18 protein-coding genes and 1 pseudogene are annotated in these 20731 nt (G+C 43.7%); all 19 read right to left on the bottom strand.

The window, feature by feature from the left end; translation table 11 throughout:
* Positions 1-20: 20 nt before the first annotated feature.
* The 19 genes and pseudogenes from EDD74_RS09865 to EDD74_RS09970 all read right to left on the bottom strand — a co-directional run bounded on the left by EDD74_RS09865 (position 21) and on the right by EDD74_RS09970 (position 20480).
* Complete coding sequence (locus EDD74_RS09865) at positions 21-428, bottom strand: hypothetical protein (protein WP_132038451.1); 408 nt, start codon at positions 426-428, stop codon at positions 21-23.
* A gap of 23 nt (positions 429-451) precedes the next feature.
* Positions 452-1111 carry an RloB family protein gene (locus EDD74_RS09870; protein ID WP_116441938.1) on the bottom strand — a complete coding sequence of 220 codons (660 nt, stop codon included), beginning with the start codon at positions 1109-1111 and terminating at the stop codon, positions 452-454.
* Positions 1112-1113: 2 nt separating this feature from the next.
* Positions 1114-2448 (bottom strand): AAA family ATPase, encoded by a 1335-nt coding sequence (locus EDD74_RS09875; protein WP_116441937.1) that lies wholly within the window; start codon positions 2446-2448, stop codon positions 1114-1116.
* A gap of 258 nt (positions 2449-2706) precedes the next feature.
* Positions 2707-3594, bottom strand: a complete 888-nt coding sequence (locus EDD74_RS09880) for a hypothetical protein (RefSeq protein ID WP_132038452.1) — start codon at positions 3592-3594, stop codon at positions 2707-2709.
* Entirely contained in the window at positions 3573-5504 is a 1932-nt protein-coding gene (locus EDD74_RS09885; protein ID WP_116441935.1) for a recombinase family protein, read from the bottom strand. Before EDD74_RS09885 ends, EDD74_RS09880 begins: the two co-directional genes overlap by 22 nt.
* Positions 5505-5558: 54 nt before the next feature.
* On the bottom strand, positions 5559-5750 hold the full coding sequence (locus EDD74_RS09890; RefSeq protein WP_002596259.1) for a hypothetical protein: 192 nt from the start codon (positions 5748-5750) through the stop codon (positions 5559-5561).
* 70 nt (positions 5751-5820) lie between these two features.
* Positions 5821-6051 carry a YdbC family protein gene (locus EDD74_RS09895; protein ID WP_002596258.1) on the bottom strand — a complete coding sequence of 77 codons (231 nt, stop codon included), beginning with the start codon at positions 6049-6051 and terminating at the stop codon, positions 5821-5823.
* A gap of 45 nt (positions 6052-6096) precedes the next feature.
* Positions 6097-6951 carry a ParB/RepB/Spo0J family partition protein gene (locus tag EDD74_RS09900; RefSeq protein ID WP_002596257.1) on the bottom strand — a complete coding sequence of 285 codons (855 nt, stop codon included), beginning with the start codon at positions 6949-6951 and terminating at the stop codon, positions 6097-6099.
* 8 nt (positions 6952-6959) lie between these two features.
* On the bottom strand, positions 6960-7925 hold the full coding sequence (mobV, locus tag EDD74_RS09905; protein ID WP_002596256.1) for a MobV family relaxase: 966 nt from the start codon (positions 7923-7925) through the stop codon (positions 6960-6962).
* A gap of 6 nt (positions 7926-7931) precedes the next feature.
* Positions 7932-8111 (bottom strand): hypothetical protein, encoded by a 180-nt coding sequence (locus EDD74_RS09910; protein ID WP_004613323.1) that lies wholly within the window; start codon positions 8109-8111, stop codon positions 7932-7934.
* 330 nt (positions 8112-8441) lie between these two features.
* Complete coding sequence (locus EDD74_RS09920; RefSeq protein ID WP_002596255.1) at positions 8442-9473, bottom strand: AAA family ATPase; 1032 nt, start codon at positions 9471-9473, stop codon at positions 8442-8444.
* Positions 9474-9628: 155 nt separating this feature from the next.
* The gene (locus tag EDD74_RS09925; RefSeq protein ID WP_002596254.1) at positions 9629-10102 is read right to left on the bottom strand and encodes an RNA polymerase sigma factor; all 474 of its coding nucleotides are present in this window, start codon (positions 10100-10102) and stop codon (positions 9629-9631) included.
* Between the two features lie 76 nt (positions 10103-10178).
* Complete coding sequence (locus tag EDD74_RS09930) at positions 10179-10610, bottom strand: RNA polymerase sigma factor (protein ID WP_002596253.1); 432 nt, start codon at positions 10608-10610, stop codon at positions 10179-10181.
* Positions 10611-10705: 95 nt separating this feature from the next.
* Positions 10706-11215 (bottom strand): sigma-70 family RNA polymerase sigma factor, encoded by a 510-nt coding sequence (locus tag EDD74_RS09935; RefSeq protein ID WP_002596252.1) that lies wholly within the window; start codon positions 11213-11215, stop codon positions 10706-10708.
* A 490-nt stretch (positions 11216-11705) separates the two neighbouring features.
* On the bottom strand, positions 11706-11879 hold the full coding sequence (locus EDD74_RS09950) for a cysteine-rich KTR domain-containing protein (RefSeq protein ID WP_008724758.1): 174 nt from the start codon (positions 11877-11879) through the stop codon (positions 11706-11708).
* Positions 11880-11930: 51 nt separating this feature from the next.
* Positions 11931-13850, bottom strand: coding sequence for a tetracycline resistance ribosomal protection protein Tet(O) (tet(O), locus tag EDD74_RS09955; RefSeq protein ID WP_002596250.1), 1920 nt, complete (start codon positions 13848-13850; stop codon positions 11931-11933).
* 366 nt (positions 13851-14216) lie between these two features.
* On the bottom strand, positions 14217-14591 hold the full coding sequence (locus tag EDD74_RS09960) for a TnpV protein (protein WP_001129922.1): 375 nt from the start codon (positions 14589-14591) through the stop codon (positions 14217-14219).
* Positions 14572-18555 (bottom strand): annotated as a pseudogene (locus EDD74_RS09965) (N-6 DNA methylase); the annotation flags it as partial. The gene EDD74_RS09960 and the pseudogene EDD74_RS09965, both read right to left, overlap by 20 nt.
* 1484 nt (positions 18556-20039) lie before the next feature.
* Entirely contained in the window at positions 20040-20480 is a 441-nt protein-coding gene (locus EDD74_RS09970; RefSeq protein WP_334295633.1) for a TnpV protein, read from the bottom strand.
* Between the last annotated feature and the right edge of the window lie 251 nt (positions 20481-20731).

The following is a 20731-nucleotide window of genomic DNA, read 5'->3' on the forward strand; positions in this document are numbered from 1 at the left end:
TTTATTCTGTTGTTTCTTCTTCAAATGGCGGCAATTCTAATCTCTTCCTCATATTCGTCCCCTTCTGCTTCCATATACTCACCAGCAGTAGGTAACAAATCATCAGGGACATCATTTCCTTTCACTATCTTATAATCTGTCTCTTTTCCATTATACTCAATAATAATTTTATTTTCTGTAATATTCAGGAAAGCATCTCGAATAGTAATTTTATTCTCCAGAAGATCAATTAAATTATCATATGTTGTCTTACTTCCTATCCACTCTACTTTTTCAGCATTTACAAGACAGCAAATAAACAAATACAAATCTCCTTTATTTTTACATGTAAACATTACTGGATACTTACTTTCAAAAAGAATTGTATCCAAAACAATATTAGAAAACTCCGGAATTTTTCTGAATACATTTTCAATCTTCATTTCCATTTTTAACTCCACGCATTCCTTTTTTACAATAATTTGCACTCATTCAAAATCTTCTCTATTGCTTCCCATGCCGTAAGGGATGGATTTTCTTTATAATACTGGTATCCTTTATATTGATGCAGAATATATCCATTCTCCTTGTTTCTCTGCATGATTTTCTTTGCCCTGCCAATAGCAGCTATTACATTTGAAAGATCCATTTTACTTAAACACCGTTTGAAATTATCCTCGTGTTTATATTCATCCATATTTTCAAATCTCTCTCCAAATGCCCGGTTAATCTGAGTAACATATTGTTTCCTATGTGCATAAGAAGCATTACAATTCATCATATGCAAAATGATCCATAAATCAAATGTAAAGTTACTGTATCCCGATTTATACTTAATCTGTTTTCCCAGTTTTTCCGCCTTTTTCATGTTATCCATAACGTCCTGAAAGCCTTGCACATGGATCGGCTCATCACTTTCATAATCAAAAAAATGATATATTTCTATTTTTCTGGTAACTGTCAGGGATTTTGCATGTTTTAATGGATTCTTCTTTACAGGACAATCAATAGACACTTTACATACGGACTCCTCTGTACTGTTAATCATATCCTGCAACCATTTCAAATACCATTGCTCAGTTTCTCCCTCAACACTAAAATAATATTTATTTGTTGGCTTTCTCTTTTGCATAACTACACCTCTCGTTCTAAAATTTCTTCAAAGATTGGTGTGAAATCTATATCTTTGATTGCACCATACTGACTAATAAAATATTTACTCATATAATCTTCGTGTCTGCGAACCCCCTTATCTCCTGTCGTCCCAAAATCAGAAAGTGCATACAAAACACTTTGATGACTATCATCATCCCGTTCTACAAATTTAATTTCATCTCTTCTAAAAAGATTAGAATTTAAGAAAATGGGATTATGTGTATTAAATATCAGCTGTGCATGATGAATGTTCACATCATCATTATGGAATACATTGATAATGCTCATCAATGCCATTGGATGAATAGATGCATCAAACTCATCCACAATCAGCGTTCCGCCTGTCTGAATTGCCTTTATGACCAATGGAAACATATTGATAAAGCGGATTGTTCCATAAGACTCAAATATCTCTGATGCAATCGCGGCATTTTTTTTATTTTTAGAATTCCGAAAAACAGAATATAATTTTGCGTCCGGCTCATCTTCACTTACGACATATCCAACTGCATTTGAATTGATTCCAAATAATTTTGCTGCTTCATCTGTCGTTTTCTCTACATAAATCGCTTTCTTTTTCGGATCAGCAAATCTTTTAATCAACTGCATGGAATCCGCACGGTAAATAACCATAAATTTATTTGTAAACCAATCTAATACCAATTTTGCAAATTTTTGTGAAATAATCAGTTTAAATCCGTTTGCCAAAAACAGCTCATCCCTGCTTAAACTATTCTTCGCAATTTCAGTGATACTCTCTGTATTCTGTTCTGTCACATCCGAAAGATATGATTTAATTACTTTCATATCTCCTATTTCTAAATCCTGTGTACGTCTGAAAATCAGTTCATCATTTACCGTAAGACTTTCAAATACAATATTTCTTGCATAGTCTTCATCAAGGAACATCCCTAAATCAATTTCCAATTCATACTGAATTTTGAATTTATTCTTTTCATCCTCTTCATAAAATTCAACAGAAAAATATACTGGGTGTGACTCCGTAGCACTATTATTAGGGATTAGTTCCAATGCCACAGAAGCAGGGTTAGGAGATGATTTCTCTTCTGCATTTCGGATATTTCCTCTTAGCACAATGGCTCTCAGCACATCCATTGCACCGATGATATTTGTTTTTCCTGCCGCATTTGGTCCATAAATAACAGAGGAACTTAACCCTTTAATTTCCTTTCCCTTCACTTTTTCTTTCATAATACTGTAATCTAATCCCTTTTGTTTCGGTGCAGTAATCATAGAAAAGCACGCCTCATCAACAAATGATTTATAGTTTTTCGTCTTAAATTCAAGAAGCATATTTTTTACCTCCATTCTGCTTAATTCTTGCAAAATCATACTATAATTATATGCTTATTATGCTCAAACGTCAATTATATCATTCTTATTTTGCAATTTTTTTACAAAATGATAGACTTTCTATGTTTACATATAAGAATAACCGAGATGTCTTTTCTAAAACACCCCGGCTATCCATTACTTCTTTTTGAACCATCCTTTTAATAAAACAATGCTCATTCTATCATATGCGGTGCCAGCCCTCTGACACCACATCTCTCATCGTTCCAGAACTTTACACTTTGTTTCTACCACTTCCACACTTTCATCCGGCTCCACATCTAAAATCGGATGTTCTTTCTTATCCATATCAAGCATTACATTTAATTCCCCTAGTCTTGCAGTTTTCTGTTGTAACTCTTCCTCTTGAGCAAAGGGCTTCTGCACTTCCTGTTTCGCTGTTTCAAGTTGTTCCTTTAACGTTTCCAATCGCTCCTGACAATGCAAGAGCCGATCCGGTATCTTCTCAATCTCATTGTCAATACGTGTGATATTTCCATAGATATCTGTTCCAAGCGCTACCGGATAACTTCTTTTTCCTTTCAGTTCTACAACAAATTCTTTTGAAAAGGTATTATAAGAAAGTTCCATCCCAAATCCTCGGTATACTCCAAGTACAACCGGCTCTGGAGATTTCATTGCTTTGCATGCCGCAATCAATGCCTGTCCCGCCTCTTTTTTATCTGCATATACTATTCCTTGTATCTGCATCGGTGGAAAAGTCTCTCGATCTTTCGGTGTATATTCTTTTACATGCGCCAAGTCTTCCTTATATTCTGCAATCCACTTTTCCTGCTGTTTAATCTGCTGTGGAAAATACGTCATCACTTTATCCTCCATTTCATACTTTTGGCTCAGATAACTCTGCTTTAAAAGCTGTAGCTTCGACACCTGAATATCCAAATCCATTTTTTCTTTGATAAACGGATTCCCGGCAGCAAGCGCTTTGATTTCCGCATAAGACAGTGCGGTTGCATCCACATCTTCCACTGCCCTTACCGGATTTTTGGAAGTCATGATCTGGCTGATAATCTTCTGTTTATTTTCAATAACCTGATAGAGATACGCATCAAAGGTTCCCTCCGTCACATAGCGAATAATGTCCACCTTCTTATTTTTATTTCCCTGACGGACCGTCCTACCGGCTCTCTGCTCCAGATCAGTCGGTCATTTTTTGCGGACAGTTCAATACATGCCTGTCTGTTTCGCTCCCTGCTCCTGCGTTTGCTCTCGTTTGATTTCTCCCTCTGTATCTTCTTGGCACAAGCAGGACAATACTTCGATATGCCAGAGCGGGGAACATATTCAACACCGCACACCGTACAATTCTTAGGCTTTAACGCAGTCCACCGCTTTGTCGGTGTGATATGTAATTCACCGACAAAGCCGATGAATTTATAATAAATCTTGATTTCCTGCCGCACCATTCCGTCTGTAAGTTTCTCACGTTCCGAAACAAGTATCTTGTCTATAAGTGCGTTTATGATGGTTGCGTCCAGTTCCTTAATGCCTTGATAGTTGCGGATTAGGGAGAGGAAATCACGGACACCCTGCGTCTTCTCATAGCTGTCGCTGAGCGTTTCCGTTACCTCTTTCAGCCTTGCTTCAATTTCAAGCTGTTCTTTCTGGTATTTTCCCGACATCATCTCAAAATTCCGCTCGGTAATACGCTCCATCACCTTATCTTCATAGAGTGAGGAAAACAGCCTGTCCAGTTCTGCAAGGCGTTTGTTCAGTTTTCTTTGCTCCTTTTCCAGTGCCTTTGCCTTGCTCTGGTCTGTTTCCGTGAGCCGCTTTTCAATCGCCCTCACTGCCTTTTCATCATTGACTGCCATATCCGCAAATCGGTTGATGTCGGTGAGGACAGCGTTGAACAAGTCCCTCGCTTCAATGCTGTGTGCGGTACACATGATATTACCGTATCTGCCATAATTATTGCAGGAATATTGTACGCAGTCGATGATGTCGGGGCGTTTCCTCCTGTTGGCACTCATAGCCCGCATCGCATAGCCGCAGTCCGCACACTTAATAACGCCTGCAAAGATGTTCTCAAAGCCGCCCTTGTTTTCTGGTAATCTGCGGCTTGTAATAAGCTGCTGTACGGTATCAAATTCCTCCTGCGTGACTATCCCCTCATGGGTGTCTGGTATCACTTCCCATTCTTCGGGCAGCTTAGAGGGGCGTTTCTTGCTTTTCATGTTGGCGGCAATCCGCTTGTAGCCTGCAAGGTTTCCCGCATATATCGGGCTTCTTAAAATGCCCCTTACGCTGTTCTCGCTCCAAATATAACGGTTCTCCTCATTCTCCTCAAAATACCTCTCATAGCCTGTTGCCCCCTGCTCCGCCGCATAAGCGGCGGGGCGTAAGATATGCTGTTTGTTGATGTGCTTGCGGATTTTGGCGATTCCGTTGCCCGCTAACGCAAGGTCAAATATTTCCCTTACCACATGGGCAACTTTGTCATCTATCAGCAGATGGTTGTGGTCGGCGGGGTCTTTGACGTAACCGTATGGTGCTGTCGTCCCCATGAATTTCCCCTGCTGAAACCTCGCTCGGTACGCCGATTTTATCTTGACCGACACATCGGCGGAATACATTTCGTTTAGGATGTTGCGGAAAGGCGTGATGTCCATAGCGGATTTATTGAGCGTGTCCACGCCGTCATTGACCGCTATATACCTCACATTATGCTCTGGGAAAAACACTTCCAGATACAGTCCGCAATCAAGATAGTTCCTCCCCAGACGAGATAAATCTTTCGTGATAACGCAGTTTATCAGACCGCTTTCAATGTCCTTAATCATGTTCTGGAAACTTGGTCTTTGGAAATTTGTACCAGAGTAACCGTCGTCCACATACGTTTTTGCTAAGTGCCATCCCTGCTTTTTCACATAATCCGTGAGGATGGATTTCTGTGTCGCAATGCTCGCACTCTCGTTATCCGTGCCATCGTCTTTTGACAAGCGGCAGTACATGCCGACTTCATAAATCTTGTTCTCCATTCTTATTCCTGCCATACTGTAAAACCTCCATATCTGTCCTATCTGTTTTCATGTTCCATTGCGTACATTCTAAGCGGACAGCCCCTCATTGTCGAAGGTGTCGCCCTCGGCAATCTTCTTCCGAATATCCTCGGAAATAATCGGGATAAACGCTTCTGTGACTGTCTGCGTGCCGACATATTCACGGCTGATTATCATCTGAACTGGTGCTTTCGGCACGATACGCTTTCTCTTTTTATCTGCTTTCTTATCCTCGCCCATACTTAAATCTTCCTTTCCAGACAGGGCAGGAGAACGTCTGGAAACGCCCCGCCCTGTCAATCAGATACCATCAATCCCCGCTGTTTACTTCTTTCTGTAATGCTTCAAGGAGTGCTGCTGCTTCATCAGCGTTCAACGTGATACCCTTTCCGCACTTCTCACGGTTCGGGGAAAAGCTGCGGATGTCATATTTCGGCTCTCTTCCGTTCCATGAGATAAGATTGATTTCTTTTGTGTAGCCGCTGTCGCCCTTAGACAATACGGCGATTTCCTTTACAATCTCATACTGGATTTCTTTCATTCTTCATACCTCAATTTTCTGCATTTACCTCCCGAAAAGAGAAGATTAGCGGCTGTCCCTGCCCCGTTTCCTCTGCAATTCACGCTCCAAAAGTTTAATGATGGTTTCCTCCATCTGCTTCGGCGTTGTGTTCTTCGGAAAATACTTTTTCAGCTTGCTTGTGTTGATTTTCAAGGTTTCTTTCTGGTTTCCCTTTTCCTCCGTCATAATTGCAAATATCGTATCCATGTCAAGCCGCCCGCTCTGGCTTAGGCTTTTCATCCGCTGTGCCTGTGAGAGTGAGGGCGTTGCTTCTTCGCTCTCCATCGTGGCAAAGAGGTTTTCCTGCTCGTCTTTCTTCAAAAAGGACAGTTCCACCGCAGGCGTGAGGGCGATTTTCCCCTCGTCCACCATCCGCAAAATCGGCGGTATCAGTTCCGTCAAACGGATAAATCTTTGTACGGTCATCCTGCCTACGCCGAAGCCCTGTGCCACCTTGTCGTCCGTCCGCAACTTCGTCACAACTTGTGACGAGGTTAAGTCTGTGCGGAAACCCTGCCGCTTCATGGCTTCGGATTTCATCTTGTAGGCAAACGCCCGCTCTGATGGCAGGATATTCTCACGCTGTAAATTACTGTCTACAAGGGTGATGATGGCTCGGTCACGGTCTAAGGGCAGGACAAACGCAGGCACGGTATTTATCCCTGCAAGTTCAGACGCACGGACACGCCGCTGCCCTGCAATCACTTCATAGCCGTTCCCGTCCTCTTTCGGGCGTGTGATTATCGGCGTGACAATGCCAAATTCCTTGATGCTTTCCGCTAATTCTGACAGCGTTTCATCCTCTGCCACATGAAACGGATTGTCGGGAAACGGGTACAAGTCTTTGGTCTTTAACACCTTAAAATCCTGTTTCTTCATTCACATATCTACCTTTCTTTCGCTCTGCTTTTATGGTTTTTCTGCAATTCTTCCAACACTTCGGGCGGTATCTTTGAGAGCAGCCGCCCCATCTGCTCGTTGGTTCTCTGCAACTCAAATATCTTCTGGTTCGCTTTCTGCACCTTTAGTTCCTGCTCATACTTTTCATCACGCATACGCCCCGCATAGTCTGATTCCTGCCCGATTTGCTCCTTTAGGCTATTGATATAGGCACTCTGCTTACTGATTTCCTTTGAGAATTTCTCCACGTCTGGGAGCCATGCCGCAATCAGTTCCAGAGCCTTGTCACGCTTCTTCCCTGCATTAAAGGCGTTGATGTCGGACAGTGCAGACACAATTTCCTCATACTGTTTATCAAGCCTGCCGCCCAACTTATAGAGCCATGTGGGGACATGTTTCCGCTTCGTTTCCATTGAGGACTGACCTCTTTCAAGCTGATTCCACCGTGAGGACATCCGCTCATGGTAGGCGGTCTGCCATTCGGACAGGCTCTTTTGATTGCCTAAAATTGTTTTGGCAGACAGCTTATTGTCTGGTGTAATCGGCACAAAACAGAGGTGCATATGCGGCGTTCTCTCGTCCATGTGGACGACTGCGGAGAGGATATTTTTCTCCCCGACACGCTCTGAAATGAAATCCAGAGCCATCGTAAAATACGCTTTCTGTTCTTTGGGCGGCAGGCTGTTCATAAATTCTGGCGAAGCCGTGATAAGCGTTTCCACCATCATCACGCTATCTTTCCTCGTCCTGCACCCTGCTTCGGCTACCATGCGGTTAATCTCTTTCTTGTAGGTGTACCTCGGCGGATTCACAAGATGGTAGTTATCTTTCGAGCGTTCCATATCTATATCTGGATTGCTTTTATAGGCTTCTTTTTTACGCTCGTTGTGGCGTTCGCAAGCCGCAACGCCGCCCGCTTTGCGTTTCTGGAAACGCAGGATTGCATAGGGCATAATTCATCATCTTCCTTTCTTCGGCGGGTAAACTGCCCTTTGGGTGACAGCGGTGACGGCGGTGACAGCAGTTTTGGGATACCCCCTACCGACTGCCTCAACTGTCACCCTTATTCCCTGCATGACGGTCATGTCGATGATGACGGTGTTTTTGGAATACCCCCTCGCAAGAGCCGTCACCGTCATGCTGCCATTCTTTTATCCGAAGCGTGGAGCGTAGGATAAGCAGGGCGTAAGACCTGCCATAAGGGAGTCCAGAGGGAACGTCTGGCACACGACTTTGCAGGGCAAAGTGTAGTGTGTTACACCCTGTAAACGCAGTCGGAAAAATCGGAAGGATTTTTCTGACCGCAGGGGTGGTTTTACACGCCGAAAAGGGCGGGTAAATCCTACGCCTGCACTTTGCGTTTACGGGGTGTTCTCCCGCAGGGATGACAGCGGCAGGGTATCCTAAAATCACTGTCACCGCCGTCACCGCTGTCACCCGCAGGGCAGAGTCGCCAGCTTTACACGGCTTTAAGCGTCAATGACAGTAACAGGGGGTATCCCAATATCGCTGTCACCACCGTCACCGCTGTCACCCGCCCGCTTTGCAAGCGAAATCTGCCTGCCGTGTTTTTTGCGGCTGTACTGATAAACGATATGGTTCTCATTTAAAAATGTGGTGCGGTATTCATTGAGCCATTTCGTAATCACCGTGGGTATGGTTTCCGTTTCCCTCATAGCGGCTAACAGCTCCGTTGCCGTGCCTGCCCATTCTTCCTTATCCCTCATAAAATCCACCAACCGAAAAAGGACGTCTGGTATCGTTTCTTTCGCAAGCTGCTCCTGCGTTTTTCTCTCCACAAGTTCCCAACTGCAATCACGGAAACGCAGCGTGTATTCCTGATAGGGCGTGTCCCTGCCCGTCACATACAGCTTGGCGGTGTCGGATGCCCGTTTCTCCTTTTCCAGAACAAAGGTAGCGTCCGCACTCCCCGTTAAGCCTGTCGTCCCAGACACCTTGTTGAACACATCGCTGTCATTCTGCTTTCGGATGTGGTGTACGACAATGACCGCCAATGAATGCCTGTCGGCAAAGTCTTTGATTAGTGAGATGTCCCCATAGTCGCTTGCGTAGGCATTGTCTTTTGAAGCTGTACGGACTTTCTGCAAAGTGTCAATGACAATAAGCCTGCTGTTTGGGTAATCTTTCAGATAATCTTCAAGCTGCACGATAAGACCGTCTGACAGCTTGCAGCTTGCCACGGCAAAGTGAAGCCGCCTGCTCGCTTCGTTCGTCAATCGGAACAGCCTGTCCTGTATACGGCAGAACGTGTCCTCAAGGCAGAGGTAAAGCACGTCGCCCTCCATTGTCGGCATATCCCACAAGGGAAGTCCCTGCGACACGCATAAACATAGCTTCAGCATGAGCCAGCTCTTTCCTATCTTCTGTGAGCCGCAGAACAGCGACAAGCCTGTGGGGATAAGGCTGTCCACCACAAAGGACGGCTTCTCAAGCGGTTCATAAAGGAGCGTTTCGGCGTTGACTGTCTGTAACTTCTGCATGGCTTTCCTCCTTTCGGGCGGTGTTTTTGTTTTCGTTGCACATAGGCGTTGACCTCCTTAAAAATAGATTTACTCCCACGAAGAAAAAGTGAGAGTATGTAATGCCGCCAATCCCACACAAATAAAAAACAGATTTCTTTTTCGGGCGGTGTCGGTCACGGTTGGAGATACTTCCTCATTTCCGCCTTTACTTTCTCCTTTGCAATCGCAACAGATTTCTGTATTGCCGAAGCGGTGCAATGCTCCATAGCGGCGATTTGGTAAAAATTGAACTCATACTCGTAGTAGAGCAGGAAACGCCGCCTTTGTATCTCTGGCAGTCCGTCAACCGCCTTACAGAGCAGTTCTGCCCGTTCTGCCTCAATCATTTGTTCCTCTATGCTCTTAGGCAGCTTCAACGCCCGCCTGTTCAGCGTTTCGTCCCATACTTCCGAAAACTCCCTGTGCCGCTCGTCCCATTGGAGGAGATTCCTGTTCCTGCGTTCCATCTGCCGAAACTCCATAAAGAACTGTTCCGACACTTCCAACTCGTGGGATTTGCCCTGCCCGTCCTTAAAGCTGATAAAATACCTTGTGCCGCTTTCCGTGGATTCCTCCCGAAGCGTGTACGCCTTAACTCTGTATGCCATCCCGCTTGCCTCCTGCAAAAAATAAGTGAGGGGATTTCCATCCCTCACCCAGTAGCCCGCAGGACGGCAGGCTGTTTTAGACGCTATAAAATTTTCGTAGCTTCTTCCGCAGATGGTCTAACCTCGCATAGATGGCACCAGTCGTCAAATGCACGAGCGGGGCAATCTCCTTTGTGGAATACCCCTGCATTTTCAGCAGGACGATTTTCAAGGTACGCCCGTCCACCGCGACTAATACTTGATAGAGATTTTCGCTCTCAATCTCGTCCAGTAACTCCGCAACCGTACCCACTTCCGTCTGCCGCTCCCTGTCTGCCATGTCCTCAAGGTATTCCGCAATGTCATTCGTCCATCGGTAAAACCGCCTGTTGGAATTGAAGTCTGCCCTGTCCGCAATGCGTATCTGCTCAATGGTCGCTTCATCAACGCCGCACTCACGCAGCAGCTTTTCCTCCGCTTCTTTCCAGATACGCCATTTCCTGTCCTCCCGTCCGTGGTTATATGCCATGCTTCTTTTCCTCCAATCAGAATTGATTGAGAGGGCAGAGAAAAACCCCCTCATTTTCCCAAAGGAAAAAACAAGGGGGCTGAACGCCTTAAATTTTAATTTTCTATTATCTTTCTTAGTTTTCTTAGGATTCTGGCTTTGCGTTTGTTCACAACGCTCTGGGTTATGCCGAACCTCGCCCCGACTTCACGCTCAGAAAGTCCGTCAAAAAAGATTGCCTGTATCAATTCCTGTTCACTATCCGACAGCAAAGGCAGGGCGGCTTTCAGCCTGTCCACCATAACCGCATTGACAACGGTTTCCGCAATGTCTGCCGCTTCATCAGCGATAAAGTCTAAAGGCTTCCCCTCGCTGTCCGTAAATCCATCCAGAGAAAGCAGGCTGTTCTTCGTATCTAATTTTTTCAGATAACGCCACCGTTCCTTATCTCGGTAGAAGTCCGTGTATTGCTCCCTCACGACTTCAAGCAGACAGCCTTGAATGGGGATAAACAGCTTGTCCATATAGGTCTGGTCGGATTCCCTGCGGCGGCAGAAATCCGTATAGGACAGTTCCACATATCTGCCGCTTTCCTTGATATATACCTTTCTCGGTGCGTATTTCACTGTAAGTACCTCCCATCTGAATTTTTGAAATGTTCAAAATCCAGATGGAGAGGTGGCGAACGACACCTAACACCACTAATAGCCCTATGGCACTTTCCAACAAAAATCGACAAAAGAAAAACCGCAAAGGCTCTATGACCTTTACGGTTATGGGAAATATTAATTCTGTTGTATGGAGATTGTACTTCTACATTCAAGGCAGGAAGTGCCGTTGCATAGGCAGAAATTTTTTTAACTGGTTTCCTGCCGTTCTCTGATATGCTATGTATTGATAAATTTTGCTTCGTATGAGCAGATAGATAACTGCCCGAAAAAAGGACATAAAAAAATCCCTCCAAATTTAAAAACAAATTCAGAGGGTAATTTAGGGTATAACAAAATAACCCACCCGAATATCGTTTTTTTTATTTGGTGAGTTTGTTCTTTCAAATACGAAACAAAAAGAGCCGATGATTCGTGAATTGTTCCACAATTTCATCGGCTCTGCGTCTTAAGCGTCTGGCTCTTTGATGACAGTTATCTTCAAGTTGTCAACTTTAATCAATCTTTCTTGTCTGCATTTTGGACAATAAAGGGGATAATTCTCCAAAACAGTGTCCTTCCTAATTTTATTACGGGTTTTGTTCCCACAAACAGGACACAATATCCATTCGCATTTCATCATAATTAGTCTCTAATCCTTTCAAATCTCATTTTATATGACTTTTGCAAGCTGTTAAGCTAACTTGTGGAACATATGCCGAACCTTATCTATACGGCTATTCGGGCGGCGGGGTTGGCAAATAAATTTACCAATAGCTGGCTGGTATCCTTTTAACTCTGTCAAGCAGACTCCCTGCCCATTTGTGAAATAAGTTAAATCGTTCCTGTATTCTTGAATACATCTAGCAGGGATTTCTCCTTTCAGAATGACCTCGTCATTCTTTATCTGAGTACTTACAATATCTGCACAATACCTTGGAGCATCATGATACGCCCGTGAGAGATATTCCTGCGGTGCATAAATTTCAAAGTGGAGATATGGCTCTAATAGTTCTGTCCCTGCTTTTTTTAAAGCCTGCTCCAATACGATAGGGGAAAGCAGCCGAAAGTCTGCGGGGGTACTTACAGGACTATAATACAATCCATATTCAAAACAGATTTTACAGTCTGTCACTTTCCATCCATACAGCCCCTGCTCGCAGCCATAAAGAACCCCCTCCATAACCGCATTTTGGAACGATTGATTTAAATATCCAAGTGAAACTCTGCTTTCATACTGCACTCCGCTTCCAATAGGGAGCGGCTCTATGGACAACCCGACAGAAGCCCAGAAAGGATTTGGCGGGACTTCTATGTGGATGGTATATTCTGCTTTTCTAAGCGGTCTTTCCATATATATAACAGTAGGCTCTTTTATTTCTGCCTCCACATGATATTTTTCCTCAAGGATGGCACAAATGACTTCCATCTGCACTTTCCCCAAAAAAGAAAGTATAATCTCATGCGTTGTAGTATCCACATAATATTTTAAAAGAGGGTCGCCATCTGAAATTTCTGTAAGTGCCCCAAGCAATATTTCCCGCTGTTCAGATTTCTTTACTGCAATCGTTGTTTGGAGCATAGGGAGAGGATTTTCAATAAATTTTCTCTGCGGCAACAGTATTCCGTTCCCCAAAATACTGTTTAGCTGCAAAACATCATTTGGTAAAATTACAATATCACCAGAGCAGGCTGTATCGGATGAATATAATTCACCGTTTGTCGGAACACACATCTCTGTGATTTTTATTTTCTCTTTTTCAGATATTCTAATAACATCCCTCAAATGCAATGTTCCGCTATATATACGCACATAAACAAAACGCCGCCTTTTCTCTGAATATTCAATCTTAAAAACCTGCCCGCATAGTTCAGATTGACCTTCAGGCGTTGATGAATAAAATTTACTGGCAATCACTTCTATAAGCTGCCGAATCCCCAGATTGTTTTTAGCGCTTCCGTGATAAACGGGAAATAACGTTCCGTTTTGGAATCTCCTGTTTTCTTCCTGTTCCAGTTCTGACATTTTAAACGGTTTCCCTGACATATATTTCTCTAATAGTTCATCGTTTCCCATAATTACCGCATCCCACTGTTCCATATCGTCATTGTCCGTTACATTTATATGGGGATGCTGCCCAACCTTTTGCTTCACTATAATTTCCGAAGAAAGCTTTGCTTTCATTTCTCGATATACCATTGGCAAATCAATCCCCTCTTGGTCAATTTTATTGATGAAAAAAATTGTCGGAATCTTCATTGTCTGTAGTGCATGAAACAGTATACGGGTCTGTGCCTGTATGCCATCCTTTGCAGAAACTAATAATACTGCTCCGTCTAATACGGATAAAGAACGGTATACTTCCGCCAAAAAATCCATATGGCCTGGCGTATCTATAATGTTGACTTTTACATCCTCCCACTGAAAAGATGTCACTGCTGTCTGGATAGTGATTCCCCTTTGACGCTCCAAATTCATTGTATCTGTCCTTGTTGTGCCTTCATCTACGCTCCCTAGTTCTGCAATTGCACCACTGGTATACAATAAACTTTCCGTTAATGTTGTCTTTCCTGCGTCAACGTGAGCCAGAATGCCTAAGTTAATTATTTTCATGTGATTTTCCTCCTATCAACACCCAAAAAAGGGCATAAAAATACCCAGTGATAAATACTCCTATCACTGGGTAAATAACTCCAATAGCCCCAAAACACTTATATGTTTTCGGGCATATAAAATTACATGATAAAAGTATTCTTAAACTGGGTACAAAAAACTAAGCCCCATATTAAAAGTGAAACGAGACTGCTACTTTTTGTTCCCACTATCAAATTGACAGTTTATTTAAGAATACCTTGCCGCATATTTATTAACTCCTTGTATAATACTGAATCTAATTATATTCCTTAACCCTTTATTTGTCAAGCTGACAAACTAAAGCAGAAAAAGCGGCAGGATTTCCCCCTGCCACTAATCATCTGTTTATGCAAAAATAATTTCCTTTTCCACAATCTCCCTCGCACAAGCCCTTATGTTATTGAGGCATCCTGTCCATTCTAAGGCGTTTTCTGCCTTTAGCTGTTCCGTTATGCCCTGTGCCTGTTTCATACCCTCTATGAGCCTTTCAAAGCGTTCCTGTGCCTGTCTGTTGATGTCGGCAAGGTAGGCGTTTAGCCTGCCGCTTGTAAGAAGATTGGTGTATGTAACTTTACGGTACTGTTTTAGATAATCTAAATGCCGTTGCCCCCAGATGCCTATTGCCTGTTCTTCTTCGGCGGGTACAGTTAAGCACGGTATCAAATAATCCCCTTGCCTTTCGTATTTGCCGCCCAGTTCCTCAAATAATGATTTTGCCATTGTCTGTTACCTCCACATTCTTTTTTATTTTGAATGTCCGCAAAATCCGTCCTACATCACGGGGACGCCACGGGCAATCGAGATCATGACTGGCAATAATCAAATCTTGCACGTTCGTCCCGGCGCCCATCTTGAAGGTGCTGCCCATCAAAATACGAACATCCCCTTTCCTCACTTTTGCAAACAGTTCTTTTTTTCGGACTTCCGTATTCGCATCGTGGATGAATTGAATCTCTTTTTCTGGCACACCTTTTGAAACCAACTTATCACGCACATCGTTGTACACACTGAAACTTCCGTCCTTTTTCGGTGTAGACAAGTCGCAAAATAATAATTGTGTCAGTTTATCTTCTTTCGTATCGTACCAAAACCGATATACTTCATCAACACAGGCATTGACCTTACTGTTCTCATCATCTGGGAGCATTTCATTGACAAGCCTCTGATCTAACGCCAGCTTTCTTCCTTCATTGGTAATTAAAAGCATATTGTCTTCTGTCGGATTGACCATACCATTTCGCACCCGTTCCGCACGTTCCCCTAACTCTGTTACCATCTCCTTTTGCATGTCACTTGGCTTTACGCTGATTACCCGGTATTCTGCTTCTGGTACTGGAAGATTCAACATATCAGCAGTCTGAATATCTGCCACCTCACGGAACATCATCATCAATTCAGGTAGATTATAGAATTTTGCAAATCTTGTTTTCAGCCGGTATCCTGTTCCCTCCGGGGCAAGCTCAATCGCAGTAACCGTCTCCCCAAAGGTAGACGCCCACGCATCAAAGAACTGCAAATTGTGTTCCACCAACGTGTTGTACTGTAAATAACGCTGCATCGTATATAACTCGACCATCGAATTGCTGATCGGCGTTCCCGTAGCAAAAATAACACCTCGCCCTCCAGTCACTTCATCCATATACCTTGTTTTCATAAACATATCTGAAGATTTCTGCGCTTCTGTCTGTGCAATTCCACCCACATTCCGCATTTTGGTATAAAGGTACAAATTCTTGTACGAATCCGCTTCATCTACAAATAAACGGTCAATTCCCAACTCTTCAAAACAAACCACATCGTCCTTTTTACTCTGATCATTGAGCCTTTTTAGTCTCGCTTCCAGCGTTTTCTTCATTTTCTCCAGTCGTTTGACTGTAATCCGATTCCCTCTCTCCCTTCCTGCCTCCTGGATTCCCTGCACCGTCTCCTGAATCTGTTCCTGCAGCATCCGGCATTGACGCTCCACACTTAACGGGATTTTTTCAAATTGAGAATGTCCGATAATGACTGCATCAATCTCGCTGGTAGCAATTCTCGCACAAAATTTTTTCCGGTTTTTCGTCTCAAAATCTTTTTTCGTTGCCACAAGCAAATTGGCAGAGGGATATAATTGTAACCACTCTGCCGCAAACTGATCAATGATATGATTCGGCACAACGATCATTGACTTATTACATAAACCAAGACGTTTACACTCCATTGCGGCGGCAACCATTGTATAGGTTTTTCCAGCTCCTACCACATAGGCAAGCAGTGTGTTTCCTCCATAAATGATACGGGCTACTCCGTTTTTCTGATGCTGGCGCAGCTGAATCTCCGGGTTCATTCCATAAAAGTTCAAATGACTTCCATCGTACTCTCTCGGACGGATGGCATTGAACTTTTCATTATAATACGCAGTCAACCGCTGGCGTCGTTCCGGTTCTTTCCAGATCCAGTTCAGAAATTCCTGTTTGATTAAATCTTGTTTGCCCTGTGCAATGGCGGTTTCTTTCTTGTTGAGAATGGGTTTCTTCCTTCCCGCCTCGTCCTCCACATAGTCATACACACGGACATCCCGCAGATTCAAGGTATCTTCTAAAATCCGATAGGCGTTTACCCGATGGGTTCCATAGGTACTGTTTGCCTTTACATTTCCCTTATCAATGCTTTTCCCTTCGATATACCACTCTCCGGTCACAGGAACAAACCGGACATTCATTTTCCATTGGCAGTAATTCGGTGTCTGCAACAATTCAAACATGAAGTCTTTGATATCTTCCGGTGGTATCCATGTTGCTCCAAGTCGGACATTGATCTCAGATGCACTCAGGTCTTTGGGCTGTACCCGATTTAACGCCTCTACATTTGGTCGATATAATTCCGAACTCTCAGCAGCAAACATTGCCTCTTTTAACTTTTCCCTGACATTTCCGGACAAATATTCATCTTCCGATACAAACGTCGGCTCTTTTCCCGACAGATCCGGAAGACGGAAAATCACGCCCTCCAGTTCCTTTTCAATCTCCTCTGCGCTCTTTCCAGTCAAGGTGCACATATATTCCATATCCACACGCGCATGTTCTGACAGCGACAGAGACAAGGCTTCGCTGGCTGTATCTACCCGTGTAACGGTTTGATGCGGCTTGATCGTACGCTTGGTAAACATATCCGCTTTCCGTTCTAATGTTCCATCCTCTGCCACAATTTCAAGAGAACACAAAAGCGGGTAGCTGTTGTCCTCCGAAAACACAAGACTGTTTGCTCTGGAATTTAATAATCCATATCTGCTTTGAAACTGGTCATACAAACGATTCAATTTTCTTTGCTGGTCTGCAATGACTTCATCTGAATATTCTTCCATCTGATATGCAATCAGTTCCCGTACACAATCCCGGATGGCGATCATACCTTTTACCCGATTTTCTCCGGTTATAGATAATTCCACCGGACGCATCCTGCTGTTTTCCCGGTAATAAATTTTCCCATCCCGTAACGCATACGAAAAATTTGCCACATCCGGCTCTGCCGGAATGGAATGATCTTCTGTCTCTACTAGTTCTTCTACTTCATACTCTGTAATCTGTGCAGAAATATTTTGGATCGCTTCTGAAAGCATTTCTCCCAAATCGGCATCTGCAAATGGTTTACAGACAAGCTGCGGTCCATATGCACCGGATACAATCTCCAATTTCCCCAAAACCATCTCCGGATGCTCCTGAAAATACGGATTGATACAGACGATTCGATGCTTCGTTTCTCCATTTTCATTTGTAAAATCATTTCGCTGAAGAACATTTACGTCCACCCATGCCGGCAGTTCTGTACTTCTAGGATTCTCTTTCTTCTGCAAAAACAGAATATCCGTGTTGACGATAGTTCCTGCATTTTCCAAAAAAGTATTGTTCGGAAGACGAATCGCTCCCAGCAGGTCACATCGCTCTGCGATATACTTCCGTACCCGGTTATCTCGTTTGTCCATTGTGCCGCCGCTGATTCCGTTAGATGTTATCAGCGCAAGAACGCCGCCCGGTCTTGTTTTATCAATAGACTTTGCTATAAAGTAATCATGGATCAAAAAGTTTAAGGAATCATACCGCTTATCTAAAACTTTATAATTGGCAAAAGGCACATTTCCAACGACCACATCAAAGAAACTGTCCGGCAGGTTTGTCTCCTCATATCCTTGTACTGCAATCGCAGATTTCTGATATAACTGCCTCGCAATTCTTCCAGAAATAGAGTCAATTTCCACTCCATAGATGTTACAGTCAGATAAATGCTCCGGTTTCATCCCGATAAAATTTCCAATTCCACAAGACGGCTCCAAAATGTTTCCGGATTGTACTCCCATATTCTCTAATGCCTGATAAATGGAACGAATCACAATCGGCGGCGTATAGAAAGCAGTCATGGTCGATTCCCTTGCTGCCCGATATTCTTCCTCTGTCAGAATACTCTTCAGTTCCACATATTCACGATTCCATGCGGAAACAGACACATCAAACGCATCCGCTAATCCGCCCCAGCCAACATAACCAGATAAAATCTGCTGTTCTTCTCTTGTCGCATAGCGATTCTGTGCTTCGCATTGTTTCAGCACCTGAATGGCTTTCACATTTGCCCGGAACTTTTCTCTTGCAGTTCCCCTTCCAAGCGCATCGTCTGTGATCTGAAACTGAAGTCGTTGGGACTGTGGAATTTCCGGATGGAGATCAAAAGAATCCTTCCTTCTCGGCGTGGCTTTTTCCCACGCCGGAGATAAGTCCTGAGCGGTTTCTTTTTCGGCTGGTAAATCCGGTTCTTGCAAAGAGATCTCTTCTGTCCCTTTCCCTTTCTTCAAAGAATCATTTGCCGGATTTTCTCGCAGTTTCCGCTCAAACTCTTCTCGTGGCATTTCCTCTGTGAAAATCGGATACTTCTGATTACGCAGGCGAACTACATCCTCAGAAATGGAAAGAATCTCATATTCATCCACTCCGATATATACAAGCGTATCTGTCTGTAACTCATAGAGTTCTTCCTGATCCGGCGCTAAATCTTCTGTATTCTCTTCCGCTTTTTCCGTTTCTTCCTCTATATGCTCAAGGGAAGGAATCGGCTCTAGCATAGAAAGTGGAACCGTTTCTTTTTCGGCTGGTATCGGTGTAAACAAACTGAAAACACCATCCCGGAACTCGCACACATCCCGATATGTCTTCTGCATAGACGCATACTTCCGATCAAAATCTGCGGTATTGGCAAGAATAGCAGACATTTCTTCCGCCAGTTGTTCCACACGTTTTTTCTCTTCCAGCTGTGGTCGTATCTGCCGGACTGCTTCGTCATACACCGCTCCGCGCTCATATGGTCGTATCACCTCTTCCGGCTGATCAGAATAAAAATGATAGATTTCTCTAGTAAGAATGTGTTTCTCATATTCTGGAAGATATTCCAGTTCTTTCGCTGTCATATACCGTTCAGCAGCTATCAGCTCTTCAATCCGTTTCGCTACCTGCGACCATTTCAATAAAAGTTGAGGTGCTCCCTCCTGATATCCTCTGCTCAGCTTTAATCCTTTTGCACTATGCTCTTCGCTGATTCCCGTCCCACTTAAAATTGGAGACCGTCCGCCCATTCCATACTCTTCTTTCAGAAACTCTTCTTGCTCTCTCCTGCTATGCCCCTGCAAAAAATAAGAGTAAATGCGGAACTTTCCATGCTGGATTCCGCTCCCGCTTCGCAGCACATAATCTACCATTTCCTGTGAAAAAGAAAAAGCAGAGGTCTTTTCCTCTGCCAAATCTTGTAAAAATTCAAATTGTCCATCCACGGTTCGTAAGGGTTCTGTCTGATCCCGCAGTTCCCCAAGCAGCCGCATGCCCTCAAAATAATCCGCAATCACACTCCAGTCATAATAACTTTGCGCAGTACGAGAAGAAACGCTTCCTTCCCATAGATGTAACACATTCTGATAGGTTTTATAACCAACTGTTCTGCCATCTTGCAATGTCAACTCTGTCGGTTCATTATTAAAAATATTCTTGATATAGTCTCTGCGTCTTTCCCGATCGTCTTCCCATTCAAAAAATGCACGGATTTCTGCTTTCTTCGCTTTCAAATAAGGTGTGGTAAGCAAAAGTTCTTTGATATCTTGATCCCGATGAAAAAATGGAAGGCTTTTATCTTCCTTACTTCTGTCATACCATGCTAACGGTTGATCAATTCTGTCCTCACGATCTCCTCCGCTGACTGCCGGATGTTGTTCACCATTCCTACCCATTGCATCGGATCGCTGGCTTTCATCTCTTCCGTCACGTTCTGTGCTTTCATCATCTCTGTTACCAGCTGTTCCATTCTGCTCTGTGCTGTTTCCTGTATCTCTTTCAAATGCCGGCTCAGTTTCCCTTGCGTCAGAAGATTCAGATAAATTCCGTAACGGTGTTCTTTCAGATAATTCAGACGAAGGGAGCCATATTTCCCAATGTGTACTTCCGGTTCGTCCGGTACGGTCAGATTCGGTAACAGATAATCGCCCTGCCTGCTGTATGTCACGCTTCTCATGTGCAAAACTCCTTTCTCTTTCGGCTGTTTTCCTGCCTTTTTCTTCAGTATAAGAAACGTTTTCTGTTTGTGCAAAGGTGCGATCATTCCGTTTCTGTTCCTGTTGTAATGTTCGGATGGTATCGGATATCTCCGCTAACGCCATCTCTGCCACATCACTGGTAGCAGTTCCAAATAAGTTGACAAGCTCTGGTGTATGAAAATCCCGGATATTGCGAAAATCTTCTTTTTCCAGATATAACTCAGAGTCGATCCCACACCGAACCATTAACATGTATGCAATACTGTTTGACAACAGTTTTCTCGTTTCTACCTCTACACTATACGCATCCAGTTCT

It is taken from the genome of Faecalimonas umbilicata, assembly GCF_004346095.1.
Classification (GTDB): domain Bacteria; phylum Bacillota; class Clostridia; order Lachnospirales; family Lachnospiraceae; genus Faecalimonas; species Faecalimonas umbilicata.

What these genes read in the sequence shown, in the direction of transcription:
- EDD74_RS09865 (WP_132038451.1), bottom strand. Translation starts at nt 428, where the DNA reads ATGGAAATGAAGATTGAAAATGTATTCAGAAAAATTCCGGAGTTTTCT.
- EDD74_RS09870 (WP_116441938.1), bottom strand. Translation starts at nt 1,111, where the DNA reads ATGCAAAAGAGAAAGCCAACAAATAAATATTATTTTAGTGTTGAGGGA.
- EDD74_RS09875 (WP_116441937.1), bottom strand. Translation starts at nt 2,448, where the DNA reads ATGCTTCTTGAATTTAAGACGAAAAACTATAAATCATTTGTTGATGAG.
- EDD74_RS09885 (WP_116441935.1), bottom strand. Translation starts at nt 5,504, where the DNA reads ATGGCAGGAATAAGAATGGAGAACAAGATTTATGAAGTCGGCATGTAC.
- EDD74_RS09890 (WP_002596259.1), bottom strand. Translation starts at nt 5,750, where the DNA reads ATGGGCGAGGATAAGAAAGCAGATAAAAAGAGAAAGCGTATCGTGCCG.
- EDD74_RS09895 (WP_002596258.1), bottom strand. Translation starts at nt 6,051, where the DNA reads ATGAAAGAAATCCAGTATGAGATTGTAAAGGAAATCGCCGTATTGTCT.
- EDD74_RS09900 (WP_002596257.1), bottom strand. Translation starts at nt 6,951, where the DNA reads ATGAAGAAACAGGATTTTAAGGTGTTAAAGACCAAAGACTTGTACCCG.
- mobV (WP_002596256.1), bottom strand. Translation starts at nt 7,925, where the DNA reads ATGCCCTATGCAATCCTGCGTTTCCAGAAACGCAAAGCGGGCGGCGTT.
- EDD74_RS09910 (WP_004613323.1), bottom strand. Translation starts at nt 8,111, where the DNA reads ATGACGGTGACGGCTCTTGCGAGGGGGTATTCCAAAAACACCGTCATC.
- EDD74_RS09920 (WP_002596255.1), bottom strand. Translation starts at nt 9,473, where the DNA reads ATGCAGAAGTTACAGACAGTCAACGCCGAAACGCTCCTTTATGAACCG.
- EDD74_RS09925 (WP_002596254.1), bottom strand. Translation starts at nt 10,102, where the DNA reads ATGGCATACAGAGTTAAGGCGTACACGCTTCGGGAGGAATCCACGGAA.
- EDD74_RS09930 (WP_002596253.1), bottom strand. Translation starts at nt 10,610, where the DNA reads ATGGCATATAACCACGGACGGGAGGACAGGAAATGGCGTATCTGGAAA.
- EDD74_RS09950 (WP_008724758.1), bottom strand. Translation starts at nt 11,879, where the DNA reads ATGATGAAATGCGAATGGATATTGTGTCCTGTTTGTGGGAACAAAACC.
- EDD74_RS09960 (WP_001129922.1), bottom strand. Translation starts at nt 14,591, where the DNA reads ATGGCAAAATCATTATTTGAGGAACTGGGCGGCAAATACGAAAGGCAA.
- EDD74_RS09970 (WP_334295633.1), bottom strand. Translation starts at nt 20,480, where the DNA reads ATGATCGCACCTTTGCACAAACAGAAAACGTTTCTTATACTGAAGAAA.